The sequence below is a fragment of the Enterococcus sp. DIV1307a genome (assembly GCF_050537425.1).
Classification (GTDB): Bacteria; Bacillota; Bacilli; order Lactobacillales; family Enterococcaceae; genus Enterococcus; species Enterococcus faecalis.
This window is the reverse complement of sequence record NZ_CP172914.1, coordinates 903,633-918,083: the sequence shown is the minus strand read 5'-3', so window position 1 is coordinate 918,083 and position 14,451 is coordinate 903,633. Positions and strand designations below refer to the sequence as shown.

The 14,451-nt window shown below is 37.8% G+C and carries 14 protein-coding genes and 1 other annotated feature; of the genes, 5 read left to right on the top strand and 9 right to left on the bottom strand.

Annotation, left to right across the window (positions count from 1 at the left end):
• Genes IGL90_RS04475 through ulaG form a run of 3 tightly spaced genes read right to left on the bottom strand, consistent with a single transcriptional unit; the run spans position 1 to position 3,044 of the window.
• A complete protein-coding gene (locus tag IGL90_RS04475) occupies positions 1-1,488 on the bottom strand; it encodes a PTS ascorbate transporter subunit IIC (RefSeq protein WP_002366460.1) in 1,488 nt (495 codons plus the stop codon).
• A 12-nt stretch (positions 1,489-1,500) separates the two neighbouring features.
• Positions 1,501-1,959: a PTS sugar transporter subunit IIA gene (locus IGL90_RS04470; protein ID WP_002358021.1), complete on the bottom strand. Its 459-nt coding sequence runs from the start codon at positions 1,957-1,959 to the stop codon at positions 1,501-1,503.
• Between the two features lie 17 nt (positions 1,960-1,976).
• On the bottom strand, positions 1,977-3,044 hold the full coding sequence (gene ulaG / locus IGL90_RS04465) for an L-ascorbate 6-phosphate lactonase (protein ID WP_010827300.1): 1,068 nt from the start codon (positions 3,042-3,044) through the stop codon (positions 1,977-1,979).
• 193 nt (positions 3,045-3,237) lie between these two features.
• Between ulaG and IGL90_RS04460 the strand changes: the two genes are divergently transcribed.
• Positions 3,238-4,002, top strand: a complete 765-nt coding sequence (locus IGL90_RS04460; protein ID WP_002382117.1) for a DeoR/GlpR family DNA-binding transcription regulator — start codon at positions 3,238-3,240, stop codon at positions 4,000-4,002.
• Positions 4,003-4,095: 93 nt separating this feature from the next.
• Here IGL90_RS04460 and IGL90_RS04455 read toward each other — a convergent pair whose 3' ends face one another.
• Genes IGL90_RS04455 through racE form a run of 3 tightly spaced genes read right to left on the bottom strand, consistent with a single transcriptional unit; the run spans position 4,096 to position 6,796 of the window.
• Entirely contained in the window at positions 4,096-4,608 is a 513-nt protein-coding gene (locus tag IGL90_RS04455) for a metallophosphoesterase (RefSeq protein WP_002386618.1), read from the bottom strand.
• Positions 4,609-4,620: 12 nt separating this feature from the next.
• Positions 4,621-5,976, bottom strand: coding sequence for a ribonuclease PH (gene rph / locus IGL90_RS04450; protein WP_016629989.1), 1,356 nt, complete (start codon positions 5,974-5,976; stop codon positions 4,621-4,623).
• Positions 5,969-6,796: a glutamate racemase gene (gene racE, locus IGL90_RS04445; protein ID WP_002358027.1), complete on the bottom strand. Its 828-nt coding sequence runs from the start codon at positions 6,794-6,796 to the stop codon at positions 5,969-5,971. Before racE ends, rph begins: the two co-directional genes overlap by 8 nt.
• A 264-nt stretch (positions 6,797-7,060) precedes the next feature.
• Here racE and IGL90_RS04440 point away from each other — a divergent pair, with 264 nt between their 5' ends.
• The 4 genes from IGL90_RS04440 to IGL90_RS04425 are packed head-to-tail and all read left to right on the top strand — an operon-like array spanning position 7,061 to position 10,090.
• Complete coding sequence (locus IGL90_RS04440; RefSeq protein WP_002361604.1) at positions 7,061-7,792, top strand: amino acid ABC transporter ATP-binding protein; 732 nt, start codon at positions 7,061-7,063, stop codon at positions 7,790-7,792.
• A 34-nt stretch (positions 7,793-7,826) separates the two neighbouring features.
• A complete protein-coding gene (locus IGL90_RS04435) occupies positions 7,827-8,654 on the top strand; it encodes a transporter substrate-binding domain-containing protein (protein WP_002360586.1) in 828 nt (275 codons plus the stop codon).
• Positions 8,655-8,699: 45 nt separating this feature from the next.
• Entirely contained in the window at positions 8,700-9,413 is a 714-nt protein-coding gene (locus IGL90_RS04430) for an amino acid ABC transporter permease (RefSeq protein WP_002363695.1), read from the top strand.
• An 11-nt stretch (positions 9,414-9,424) separates the two neighbouring features.
• Positions 9,425-10,090 carry an amino acid ABC transporter permease gene (locus IGL90_RS04425; protein WP_002384721.1) on the top strand — a complete coding sequence of 222 codons (666 nt, stop codon included), beginning with the start codon at positions 9,425-9,427 and terminating at the stop codon, positions 10,088-10,090.
• A 197-nt stretch (positions 10,091-10,287) separates the two neighbouring features.
• On the opposite strand, the gene pheT is transcribed toward IGL90_RS04425, so the two are convergent.
• The 3 genes from pheT to IGL90_RS04410 all read right to left on the bottom strand — a co-directional run bounded on the left by pheT (position 10,288) and on the right by IGL90_RS04410 (position 14,428).
• Positions 10,288-12,711, bottom strand: coding sequence for a phenylalanine--tRNA ligase subunit beta (gene pheT / locus IGL90_RS04420; RefSeq protein WP_048737753.1), 2,424 nt, complete (start codon positions 12,709-12,711; stop codon positions 10,288-10,290).
• Between the two features lie 7 nt (positions 12,712-12,718).
• Positions 12,719-13,765 carry a phenylalanine--tRNA ligase subunit alpha gene (gene pheS, locus IGL90_RS04415; RefSeq protein WP_002358034.1) on the bottom strand — a complete coding sequence of 349 codons (1,047 nt, stop codon included), beginning with the start codon at positions 13,763-13,765 and terminating at the stop codon, positions 12,719-12,721.
• Between the two features lie 56 nt (positions 13,766-13,821).
• Positions 13,822-14,040: a binding site (T-box leader), on the bottom strand.
• 43 nt (positions 14,041-14,083) lie between these two features.
• Positions 14,084-14,428, bottom strand: coding sequence for a winged helix-turn-helix transcriptional regulator (locus IGL90_RS04410; RefSeq protein WP_002358035.1), 345 nt, complete (start codon positions 14,426-14,428; stop codon positions 14,084-14,086).
• Positions 14,429-14,451 lie beyond the last annotated feature (23 nt).

Sequence of the window (14,451 nt, the reverse complement as noted above, 5' to 3'; positions counted from 1 at the left end):
TTAATTCTCTTGAAATTTTTTAGCATATTGTTCATAATCATTGACAATCATAAAGTAACCTTCTGGATTTTTTCGATACTGAAGTTGCGGAATTATTAGTAACCCAATCACCACCACTGCTACGCCAACATAGCCTAGAACTTTCATAATGATTGTAAATAACGGCCAAGCTGTCGCCCAATCGAACATACCCAAATAACCGCCATATTGAGATAATCCAATCCATGTAGCAAATAAAGCTGAGCCACCTACTTGGATTAAACCTGAAAGGAAGGGGAATAAACAAGCAGCTTTTACTCCGCCACGATTATTTGCATAAACAGCTATGACAGCGTTATCAAAAAACAATGGGATAAAACCCGCAATAACGATTGTCGGAGACTTTAATAGAATCAGTAAGCCAATCATTAAAAACTGGCCTAATGCGCCAAAGAGAAACCCAATTGTTACTGCGTTGGGCGAGCCAAATCCGAAAGTCGCTGCTACGTCAATCCCAGGAACAGCGCCTGGTAAAATGGTATTTGAAATCCCTTGGAATGACTGCGTCAACTCGTCGACAAAGGTTCTAACGCCTAATTGTAAGATAGCTAAATAGACAGCAAAATTTAATGAAGTGGTCATGATATAAAAGAAGAAACTCTGCCCTTCTTGCATAAATTTAGCTTGAATTAAATAATCTTGTCCCAAAACAAGCAAGATAATGCCAAAGAAAAAGAGCATCAAAATGGACGTAGCAACCATATTTTCATTAAAAATGGATAGAAATCCTGGTAATTCGATATCTTCCAATTTTTTATCGACCTTCTCTGAACGATGTTTCTTTTGATCACGTTTTTTCAACCATTCTGCTAATTTTGCAAAAATAAATATGCCAAACATTTGTTGATGGGCTACCGCAAAACCAGCACCTTCTGTTAATTCCTGCGTAATCCCTACCGTTAAATTTGAAGCAACTGCCCAATAACACCCAAGAATTAAGCCCATAAAAATTAGTACTTCGATCCTACCTAAGTTAGGAAAACAAAAGAGTAAAATCCAGAAAGCGGTAGCTGCTTGTTGAATCTGAACATTCCCTGTTGTAAAAACGGCTCTCAATTTTGTATATTTTTGAAAACGAACCAACAAAATATTCATAATAAATGCGATCAATAACAAAATCATCACATCACCAAAGGTTCGTCCAAAGGTTTTCATCAATCCGGCATCGACTGCATTTTGCCCAAAATATGGATCGGTAACCATTGCCTGTAAATTAAATCGCTCTTTCAAGCCTACTAGAATAGGGCGAAAATTATTAACCAAACCACCAGAACCAACACTCAAAATAAAATAACCAACTGTCGCTTTCAGAAAACCTGCTAAACATTCATAAAAGGGCCTCCGTAACAAGAGATAACCTAATAACACGATGAAACCAATCAAATATGCTGGCTGTGTTAAAACGTTCGTAGCAAAATAAGTCCAACTATTTAACAAGAACTCCCCCATTGATTTTTCCCCCTATAATTGATATTTCTCCATAACTTCTTTAAAATCCATTGGCGTATTTGTTTCTAACAAGTCAGCAATCACGCCATCCGTCATCAATAAATCCATCAATTGCTGAATATTTTCAAGATGTTCGGCGGGATTTTGGGCTGCCAATGTAAAAAATAAGGTTGCTGTTTTTGCTTCTTGATCGCCAGCAAAAGTGACTGCTTGCTTAAATTTTGTAAAAGAAATGGCCGTTCCAAAAACACCTGCGCTTTCCTCTGATGAATGTGGCATGGCTACTTCAGGAGCAATGATGATATAAGGTCCAAACGTTTCGACACACTGGATAATCTCATCGACGTAACTCTGATCGATGATGTGTTTTTGGAGTAAAATCAAACAACTTTCCTGAATCGCCTCTTGCCAACTAACCGGTTCTTTATCAGGGTAATGAATAAGCTCTTGCTCCCAAAAATAAGTTAACATTGTACATCCAGCCTTTCTTACAAGAATGAAGGAAATGGTGTATCATTTTCTTTAACAAAAACATCATCAAAGCCACGATCAAAGTTAAATTCTAAGTTGTCTTTGTCATCTGGATAAACAAATTTGCCACCCACTTGCCAAATATATGGTTTAAATTGATAATGTAAACGATCTTTTTTAAATTTCCAAATTTCCATGATTTCTTTTGGATCCGCCATAAAATTAGACCAAATATCATAATGAACGGGAATGACTACTTTCGCATTTAAAGATTCTGCCATTCTCAACATATCAACAGAAGTTATTTTATCTGTGATACCGCGAGGATTTTCGCCATATGCTCCTAAGCAAACATCAATTGCATATTGATTACCATGTTTCGCAAACAAGTTAGAATAATGAGAGTCTCCGGCGTGATATACCGTACCACCTGAGGTTTCAAATAGATAATTGACAGCTAGTTCATTCATGTCCTGAGGCATTTTACCTTTAAATGTATTTTCAGAATCATCAGAAGTAATTAGCGCGGTTCGATCAAAAGCTTCCAAGGCCACTACATTCACATCATTCACTTTTATTTCTTGACCAGGCTCTATAACCCGTGTTTTTTCTGCCGGAACACCCCAACGCTGCCATGTTTTCACTACTTCTTTTGGACCAATAAATAGAGCCTTAGGACAATTTTGCTGAACAGCAGCAGCTGTGTGAATATCCAAATGGTCTGAATGAATATGTGTGACAACTAAAGCATCTACCTCTTTTATTTCAAAAGGATCAATCACAAAAGGTTGTGTTCTTAAATTAGGTTGCATTTTTTGGCAACCACTCATGCGCATCATTTGATGGCCATTTTTCATTAAGCCGTTCCCGTGCGTTTGTTTTCCTGTTCCACACCATAAATCACATAAAATATTCGTGTTCTCATGCGTTTTCAGCCAAATGCCTGTACAACCAAGCCACCAGAGTGCAACCGTTCCTTGAAGCACATTTGTCTGATTAATTTCTTCGTTTAAATAAGTGCCCCATTCTGGAAATGTCGCCTTCAACCAACTTTCTTTTGTAATTTCATGAATCGATTTGCTCATGCTACCACTCCTCTTCTCAAATGATTGTGTTATGCTTTATAAGAAAATCATAGCCGCAAAAAATCACAATGAAAACCCTTTTATATGATTGTTTGCACTTTTAATGATTCTTTTACGTGTTTTGTTTTCCTATGAGTTATACTATTTCATGGGGGACCGTGTCCAAAGAAATAACTAAAGGAGGTTGTATTACTTGAAAAGTTCATTAGAAACCATTGAAAAAAGGCAACAAAATATTCTCGCGCTGCTGCAAAAAAACAAACAAATGACTACCTATAAATTAGCAGATGCTTTAAATGTTTCCTTAAGCACAATTCGTCGTGATTTAAATGTCTTAGAAACTAAGAATGACATCATTCGAAAATATGGGTATTGTATTTACAACGACCAAAATCAGAAAGACTTTGATCAATCAGGACCGGAGTTATTAAAACAAGCCATTGCTCGTGTTGCTTGTAGCTATCTAAGTGATTATGATACCGTTTTCATTAATTCGAGTTCCACTGCTTTGAATATTCTCCATTATTTAAAGGCCGACCATCTGACCATCGTAACGAATAATTTAAAAATTGCCACCAAGCCTCATGTTTCTCAATACAATTATATTTTGACCGGAGGCGAATTACGTTTTCCCAAAGAAGTTCTGGTAGGAGATATTGCCATTAACACAATCACCGCAACGCATGCCGATGTTTGCGTAATTGGCTGTAGCGGGGTCAGTTTAGAACATGGCGTCACTACAAAAATTTTCAATGAAGCAAAAATTAATGAGCTTATGATAAAACAAACAACAAAAGTAAAAATTCTGGTCGCGGACCATCGAAAAATCGGCTTGACTTCTAAATTTAAAATTGCTGATATTACCGCTTTTGATTGTTTGATTACAGACAAACATTGCTCATCAACTTTAATTACAGAACTTCGTAAGACCGGCTTAAAGGTTATCCAAGTCGACTAAAAAAAGAGCGTAGGACAAAAATCTCTTTTGGATTTTTGTCCTACGCTCAAAATCTGATAAATAAAAAAGTAGCACTTATTTCTTAACATTCACTTACTTCGTAAACGTTGCCTTTAATCGTTCCAACGGTTGGTGCTCTTTGTTATAATACTGAACGAGATATTGTTCAGGTGTACTTTCAATTATGGCATATGTTTTCTCTTGAACTGGTCCACGAGGTAAACGAATACTTCCCGGATTAACAAAGAGAATGTTATTGTGTCGCTCTGCACCGAGTACATGAGTGTGACCAAATAAGGCAATTGTCGCTCCTGCTTCTTCCGCTTGTAAAGCAAGTGTCGTGAGACCCATTCTAACATTGGCCAAATGACCATGTGTCATATAAATAACTTGATCCCCCACTTTTTTAGTCACAGTTTTGGGAAATTCATCATAAAAATCACAATTTCCTTGCACTACAATGAATTTTTGCCAAAGTTCATCTGTCGGTTCTAATTCAGAATCACCACAGTGAAAGAGTGCATCGACTTGTCCTTCATAATGATTCACTAAGTCAACCAAACAGTCGCGATCGCCATGGTTATCGCTTACTACCAAGATTTTCATACGTTTCAACTCCTATTTTTTTAGCCATTCTTCCCATTGTTCTTTTAATTTTGCCACTGCTTGTCCACGATGACTGACTTTATTTTTCTCTTCTCCAGACAATTCAGCTGCCGTCTTACCAAGCTCTGGAACATAGAAAAGTGAATCGTACCCAAAGCCTCCTTCACCACGAGGAATCGTACCGACTTCTCCTGGCCATTCAGCTTCGACCACCAGACTTTCTTTCTTTGGTTCAGCAAAAACCAATGTACAATGGAAACGCGCTTGTCTTTTTTCTTTTGGCACGCCCGTTAACTCGTGCAATAGTTTCGCATTATTTGAAGCATCGTTAGTTGGTTCACCAGCAAAACGAGCAGAATAGATTCCTGGCATTCCCCCTAACGCATCAACAATTAATCCTGAATCATCTGCTAATACTGGTTTCTGTAAAATTTCTGCAATTGTTTCAGCTTTTAGACGAGCATTTTCTTCAAATGTTTGACCAGTTTCTTCTACATCTGGCAAATTCGGATAATCTAATAACGTCTTAACTGTATATCCTTTTTCACCAAAAATTGAACTAAACTCTTTCGCTTTACCAGGATTTCTAGTTGCAATGACAATCACTTTCTCTTCTGAATCTTGCGAAGGGACTTCTTCAGAGGCTAAAGCATAAAGCGCTTCTTTCTGATACGCAATTAATTCCTCAATCCCTGTTTTTCCATAAAAGAGCATAGCATTTAACTCATCTCCTGAGAAGGTAGCTTCTTCACCCGTTCCTTGAATTTCCACAAATTCACCAGACTCGGTCATCACGATGTTCATATCCACTGCAGCATTCGAGTCCTCTGCGTAATCTAAGTCCAGCACACAATAACCATCGGGTAAAATGCCCACGCTGACAGCTGCTAAATGCTCTTTAATCGGGTCTTCCGCTAGCGCACCAGTCATCAATAAATGATTGACTGCTAAGCGTAGAGCAACAAAAGCGCCTGTAATACTAGCTGTACGGGTTCCCCCATCTGCTTGAATCACATCACAATCGACAACAATGCTCCGTTCCCCTAACTTTTCTAAGTCAACAACAGCTCGCAATGACCGCCCAATCAAACGTTGAATCTCCATTGTTCGCCCTGTTAATTTTCCTTTCGCACTTTCCCGAATATTTCTTGTGTTCGTCGCTCGAGGGAGCATGCTATATTCAGCTGCTACCCAACCTGTTCCCGCGCCTCTTAAAAATGGGGGAACCTTTTCTTCGACAGTGGCTGAGCAAATTACTTTTGTATCACCAAACGAAATAACCACCGAACCTTCTGGATGTTTAAAAACATTGGTTTCAATAGTGATCTTTCGCAATTCTTTTGGTGCACGACTATCATGTCTAATCATTTTCGTTTCCTCCTAAGTGAATCTGTTGTGCTTTTAAGTTCTCTATACCAAGCCAACTGCTTGCAATCTCTTCAAACATTTTTGCAGAACCAGTTGTATAAAATTCATGGGGCTGTGTAGGCGCTTCAGGCGTATGGGCAATGTCAAAATAATCGAGAAGCATGCTAACTTCGCCAACTGTTTCGGCTCCTGAGTCAATTAATGTCACATGACTCCCCATCACATTTTGAATCACCGGACGTAACAACGGGTAATGGGTACAACCTAAAATCAACGTATCAAGTCCTTTTAATTGTAATGCTTGAAGTGTTTCTGCCACAATTTTTTTTGCTACGGAAGAACGATATTGATTACTTTCAACAATGGGGACAAATTTAGGGCAAGCTAAACTAGTCACCTCAATTGCTGGTGCCTTACTTTTAATGGCGATTTCATAGGAAGCACTTTTGATTGTCCCTAAGGTACCTATGACACCAATTTTGTTATTTTTTGTGACTTTAACGGCTGCTCGTGCGCCAGGTAAAATAACACCGACAACTGGAATTGGCAAGGCAGCTTTAATTTCTTCTAATGCGACAGCCGTCGCGGTATTACACGCGATTACTAGCATTTTTATTCGTTTTTTCAATAAAAAATCGGCCATTTCCCAAGTAAACTGAACGACTTGTTCGGCTGGTCGTGGACCATATGGGCAACGGGCTGTATCTCCTAAATAAATTAATCGTTCATTTGGTAATTGTTTTAGCGCTTCCTTTAAAACAGTTAATCCACCAACGCCAGAATCAATTAATCCAATGGCTTCTTGATTGCTCATTCTCATCCTACCTTTGCCTTTTATTCACTGCCTTTATTTTCTACTTTTTAAGGACTATTGTCAATTTTTCCTGTTTTGCTCTCATTTATTTCTTTTTTTGAAGGAAATCTTTTTCGATTAAAAAACTAGTAATTCATTTTTTTGTATGTTATAATTCCTAACATTGAGAATACAATTAGAAATACATTTGGTTAATTTAATTTAAATAACACGTTTCTCACCGAATCCTCTGTTATCTTTTCTACCAAATGATTGCAAAGGAGACTGCCTATGATTTCTTTAGAACATGTAAATAAGTATTTTGGGGAGCATCACGTTTTAAAAGATATTACTTTGAATGTAGAACAAGGAGAAAAAATTGTCATTATCGGACCCTCTGGCTCTGGCAAAAGTACATTAATTCGGTGTATGAACCAATTGGAAAAAGTCAATGATGGTTCCGTCGTAATTGATAACATTGACATCACCAAACCGAAAGCACCGATTCAAAAGGTTCGCCAGAAAGTTGCCATGGTCTTTCAAAATTTTAACTTATATGCTCACAAAACGATTATTGATAATTTAACGTTAGCACCGATTAAAGTGATGGGCGTTTCCAAAGAAGAAGCGGTTCGTACTGGCATGGAGTATTTAGAACGAGTCGGTTTGGCTGATAAAGCTTCTGCTTATCCTTCGCAGCTTTCTGGCGGGCAGCAACAACGGGTCGCTATTGCTCGTGCCTTAAATATGCATCCTGAGATTATCCTTTTTGATGAACCGACTTCGGCACTTGATCCAGAAATGATTCAAGAAGTTTTAGATGTAATGGTCGATCTTTCCAAACAAAATATTACCATGGTTTGTGTCACACATGAGATGGGCTTTGCTCGTCAAGTGGCTGACCGTGTAATCTTCATGGACCAAGGACAGATTATTGAACAAGGAACGCCTGAACATTTCTTTACAAGCACTGAAAACCCTCGTGCAAAAGAATTTCTAAGTAAAATTATTCATAACGGGTAATGAATAAAAAACAAAAAATTGGAGGAATGAAGGAATGAAAAAACAAAATAAATGGCTGGCTGGACTCTCCCTACTTGTATTAGCAGGCATCATTGTGGGCTGTGGTAGCGGCAACAATGACTCAACTTCCAAAAGTGCTTCATCAAACAAAACGGTCACAGTAGAACAATTAAAAAAAGCAGGGAAAATTAAAGTAGGTGTCAAAGAAGACATTCCTAATTTTGGCTATATGAATCCTGATACAAACAAAAATGAAGGAATGGAACCAGATATTGCACGCTTGATTGCGAAAGAAATTACCGGCAGTGAAGAGAATGTGGAATTTGTGGGCGTGACAGCGAAAACGCGCGGTCCCCTTTTAGACAATGGTGAACTAGATATGGTAATTGCTACATTTACAATTACTGATGAACGTAAAAAGACTTATAATTTTACAACTCCTTATTATACAGATGAGATTGGTTTCCTTGTGCGCAAAGAGGATAACTTCTCCAGCATGAAAGATTTAGACGGAAAAACAATTGGCGTTGCACAATCTGCTACGACAAAAGAAAACTTAGAGAAAAAAGCGCAAGAGGAAGGAATCAAATTTACTTATCAAGAATTAGGTTCCTATCCAGAATTAAAAACAGCGTTAACTTCTAAACGAATTGATGCATTTTCAGTGGATAAATCAATCCTATCTGGCTATGTGGATGGCAAGACAGAAATTTTAAAAGATGGTTTTTCGCCACAAGAATATGGAATTACCACAAAGAAAGCAAATACTGAATTAAATGATTATCTAAATGGTTTAATTGAAAAATGGGAAAAAGATGGCACACTAGAAAAAATTTATCAAGACTGGGGCTTAAAAAATTAATCATTCCTAAGACTTGAAGAATCAAAAATTTTAGGAGGGATTTTTATGTTTTTGTTAGCCAATATTTCCTGGCTGGAAGAAGGGCCATTTGCCTTATATCGTTGGGAAGCTTTATTTCAAGATTGGCGAATTTTTGGTCAGGCATTTCTCTATACTATTCTGCTTTCTTTAGGAGCGATCTTAGTTGCCTTTGCTTTAGGCATTTTCTTTGGCAGTTTATCAGCGACCAAAAGTAAACTTTTACACGCAATTAGTCGTGTCTATGTAGAATTTTTTCAAAACACACCTTTGTTGATTCAATTTATCGTAGTCTATTATGGTTTTCCTCTGCTAAGCCCGCTGCTTTCATTTTCTATTACTACGATTGCCATTCTGTGTGTAGGCCTCTATCATGGCGCCTACATTTCTGAAGTGGTTCGCTCAGGAATCGGAGCTGTCCCAAGAGGGCAATTTGAAGCGGCTTACTCCCAAGGATTAACGTATGGTCAAACGATGCGGTATGTGATTTTACCACAAGCATGGCGGATTATGTTACCGCCTTTAACCAATCAAGTAGTGAACCTAATTAAAAATACGTCAACAGTTGCCATTATTTCTGGCGCTGACGTAATGTTTGCTGCCAATAGTTGGTCGTCTGTCAACTTGAACTACATTCCCGCCTTTGCGCTTGCTGGTTTCTTATATTTCATTCTTTGCTTCCCATTAGCGAATTTGGCTAGAAAAATGGAAGAAAAAAATAAGAAAGCATATAGTAGATAGGAGGAAAACAGATGCCTTTTTCAGAAGAAATGCGTCAATTACTGACAGCAAATAATTTTCAATTTCTATTTAACGGCTTAAAATTGACGCTCTATATTTCCTTCGTCTCAATTATTTTGAGTACGATTTTTGGCACCATTCTAGCCGTTTTGCGAAATCAAACCAATGGACCACTGAAGTTACTTGCCAGTATTTATGTAGAAGTAGTGCGTAATATTCCAAACTTATTGTGGATTTATGTTATTTTTTTAATTTTCAAAATCAAATCCACACCTGCTGGAATTGTGAGTTTTACTGTGTTTACCACCGCTGCTTTAGCGGAAATTATTCGTGGTGGTTTAAATGGTGTTGATAAAGGACAAATTGAAGCGGCACGTTCTCAAGGGTTTTCAAATTGGCAAATTCTTTATCATATTGTTTTGCCTCAAGCCATTCGCAATGTTTTACCAGCGATCGTTTCTCAGTTTGTTACTGTCATCAAGGATACAAGTTTCTTGTATTCCGTGATTGCTTTGCAAGAACTCTTTGGCAAATCTTATATCTTAATGGGGCGCTACGCACAAACAGGACAAGTATTCACTATTTACGGAATCGTCGCCCTAATTTATTTCATTATTAACTTTAGTATCTCACAATTTTCACGTTGGCTTTCACGAAATTGGGCGAAAAGTTATTAATGTAGTTAAAAACAGGAGGCTGAGACAAAAGTGTTTAGCTCCAAGAAATAAGAAGGAATTTCCGAAAATTGTTCTTTAATTTTTGGAGAATTTCGGCTTATTTCCGAAGGAGCTGCTTTTGTTCAGCTGATTATCTTAAGATTTAGAAAGTGGGGCATAAGTCATTTCGACTTATGCCCCACTTTCCTGTTTTTATTTTATCTTACTTCTACTTGATGTTTTTCAATTAGCGCTTTTTCAACTTTTTCCATTGAACGGTTAATTTCTTCATCCACTAATGTCGCTTCTGCATTAACGAAAGTTAAACTATACGCCATTGATTTTTTGCCAGCGCCTAGTTTTTCACCTTGATATACATCAAATAAATGAATCTCTTTCAAATATTTACCTGCGTTATCTGAAATAGTTTTAACTAGTTCTTGATTGGTAACTGTTTCATCGACTAATAAAGCAATATCTCGAGAAACTGCTGGGAATTTAGAAACTGCTTCATAAGTAACCCCGCCTGCTTCTGTGGCTACTAATTGTTGCAAGTTTAATTCAGCAACATATGTTTCAGGAATATCGTACGCTTTCGCTGTCGTTGGGTGAACTTGTCCGACAAAACCAACCACTTCATCTTCTAAATAAATCCATGCTGTCCGGCCTGGATGCATTTCTGGAATCGCCGTTGTCGCTTGATAACTGATTTTTTCTGTTAATCCTAAAACAGCTACAATACTTTCCACTAAGCCTTTTACTGTATAAAAATCAACGGCTGTTGCTTTTGTTTGCCAATCTTTAACCATTGTATTACCAGTTAAAGCAAGTGCTAAGTGATTTTCTTCTGTAGGTAAATTTTTTGTTGGATCTTCTGTTTGGTAGAAAACGCGTCCTACTTCGTAGAAGGCGATATTATTATTTTTACGTGCCACATTGTATGCGACATCATCTAATAAACCAGAAATTAAGTTCATACGTAACACAGAACGCTCTTCACTCATTGGCCATTGCAACCGTGTTGTTTGACTTTCTTTCATCATAAATTGACGGGATTTTTCTTCTGTTGTCAACGCATAGCTGATGGCTTCACTCGTACCATGACCTTCCAGTAAGCTCTTTAATTGGCGCGTAACATGTTGTGCTTTGGTTAGACTTCCAGCAACTGTTTCTCCACTTGGCAATGTTGAAGGTAAATGATCATATCCATAAATGCGCGCCACTTCTTCAATAATATCTGCTTCAATCGCAATATCCCAACGTCTTGGTGGAATCGTAATTTCATAGGCGCCTTGATTTACTTCATAAGCAAAACCGAGTGCTTCAAAAATTTCATTCACCGTTGCTTCATCTAATGCAGTGCCTAAATATTGGTTGATTCGTTCTAAAGTCACAGCTACCTGCGCTTCTTTAACGGCCACTTCAGAACCAATTGCAGTGCCTGAGACTACTGTTCCGTCGGCTAACTCTGCAATCATCGCGGCTGCCACATCACAAGCTAGCCCAACTGTCGCTTGGTTGATGCCTTTTTCAAATCTACTTGAAGATTCACTCCGTAAATTGAATTGTTTAGACGTTTTGCGAATAGACAATGGATTGAACAATGCCGCTTCTAAAGCCACAGTTGTTGTTTCTTGACTGATTTCAGAATTAGCCCCACCCATTACACCGGCTAAGCCGACAGGCGTTTTTCCATTCGTAATGACGATATTTTCTTCTGTTAATTGACGTGTTTCACCATCTAATGTAATTAGTTCTTCTGCTGCTGTTGCTCGACGAACCAAGATTTCTTTACTATCTAATTTTTGATAATCAAATGCATGCAATGGTTGACCAAATAATAATAAAATATAATTTGTCACGTCCACCACATTGTTAATCGGACGGATTCCTTCATTCATCAATCGGTTTTGCAACCACTGAGGACTTTCTGCAATCGTCACATCTTTAATGACACGAATTTGATACGCTGGTGCATCTTGTGAATCTTCAACAGTCACTGTTACGTAATTTTCCACGTTATCTGAAGCATCTTCTTTGAGTTTGGGATCATTAAACTGAGGCGTTTGACGATAAATTGCGCCAACTTCATAGGCTACCCCTCTCATACTTAATGCATCTGCACGGTTTGGTGTAATTGATAATTCAATAATCGCATCATCCATGTCTAAATAAGGGAAAACAGGTGTCCCATTCACTGCTTCTTGAGGTAAATAATAAATCCCTTCAGCGTAGGCTTTTGGTACGACATTATCTGAATATCCTAGCTCTTCTAACGAACAAATCATTCCGTTAGAGACTTCGCCACGCATTTTACCTTTTTTAATTTTTTGATTTCCTGCAATTCTTGAACCAGGTAACGCCACGATGACTTTAATTCCGGCTTTCACATTTGGTGCTCCACAAACAATTTGTGACAACTCTTCTTCACCGATGTCTACTTGGCAAATTGATAAGTGGTCAGAGTTTGGATGAGGAACACATTCTTTTACTTCACCGACAACAATTTTCTTTAATCCTTCTTCAGGTACAGCAACGCCCTCAACTTCGATACCTGTCACAGACATTTTGTCCGCTAATTCTTGCGGAGTAACGTTTGAAAGATTAACATATTCATTTAACCATTTATAAGAAACTAACATTTTTCAACTACTCCTTTACCTTGAATTGATTTAAGAAACGTAAATCATTTTGATAAAAATTACGGATATCATTTACACCATAACGTAACATAGCAACGCGATCTGGTCCTAAGCCAAAGGCAAAGCCTGAGTACTCTGTTGGATCAATCCCTGACATTTGTAACACATCTGGATGAACCATCCCCGCACCTAAAATTTCAATCCAACCTGTATGTTTGCAGACGTTACAACCTGCGCCGCCACATTTAAAACAGCTAACATCTACTTCGACTGAAGGTTCTGTAAAAGGGAAATAGCTAGGACGTAAACGAATTTTACGATCTTCACCAAACATTTTTTTCATCATGACTTCTAACGTCCCTTTTAAATCACCCATTGTGACATTTTTATCGACAACAAGGCCTTCAATCTGATGGAATTGGTGACTATGTGTCGCATCATCTGTATCACGACGGAATACTTTCCCAGGAGAAATCATTCGTAATGCACCTTTTGAAAAATCGTGTTTTTCCATTGTTCGAGCTTGAACTGGTGAAGTATGCGTACGAATTAACATCTCATCTGAAATATAAAACGTATCTTGCATGTCGCGTGCTGGATGATCTTTTGGTAGATTCATGCGTTCGAAATTATAGTGATCCGATTCTACTTCGTATCCTTCCACTACTTGATAACCCATGCCTAAGAAAATATCTTCAATCTCTTCCATAACTTGTGTCAAAATATGACGTGTGCCTTGAGGCATTTGTTTTCCAGGTAAAGTTACATCTAAACTTTCTTCTTTTAGTGCCGCATTTAACGCTTCGTTTTCTAAAACAACTTTGCGCGCTTCAATTGCTTCTGTTAATAAATCACGAATTTCATTTGCAAAGCCCCCCACCACTGGTCGTTCTTCTGGTGAAAGGTTTTTCATGCCTCTTAATACTTCGGTGATTGGCCCTTTTTTCCCTAATGTTTCTACGCGAATTTGGTTTAATTCTTTTAAAGTAGCAACTTGTGCGATTTCTTTGAGCGTATTGTCTCTAAGAGCTTCTAATTGCGCTTGTAATGTCATTATGCGTTCCCCTCTATCTTTTATTTAAACTAAAAAAAACGATAACCCATTCCTTTCAAAGGAACGAGCTATCGTGTTACCATCCTAATTCATAACAAATTGTTGTCATGCACTCATTTCATTTAACGGCAATTACCGGTTTGCTTTCTTCTTGAAAACAAACAAACTCAGGAAGTGAATTTCGCTTGGTGACTGTGTAAATCAGCTTCCAGTCTCTGGCTGACTCTCCCTAAAACACGTCAATTCAAACTACTTGTTTCCATCACTGTTTTTTTAGTTATTTAATTACGTTTAGTTTACAAGAAGTTTTGCTTGCGGTCAACTGCATTCTTCGTCTTTTACCCATTTTTCTGCCCAATGTTGAATTTGTTCCATTGCTAATTGCAAGTCTTCGCCTTTTTCGGTTAGGAAATATTCTAAGCGATTTCCTTCACCGCAACGAACAGCTTTGGTGATAATTCCTTCAGCTTCTAGTTCCTTCAATCGCTCTACTAAGACACGATCACTTAACATTGGAATTTTTTCTTTTAATTCGCCAAAACGTTGAGGACCTCGTTCTAATAAAACATCAATAATTAAACCATTCCATTTTTTACCAAGTATTGAAAATGATTTTTCAAATTTGGGACAAAGTACAAACGATTCTGTTTTTACTTTTTCCATCTTCCTCACCTCTTCAATGAGTA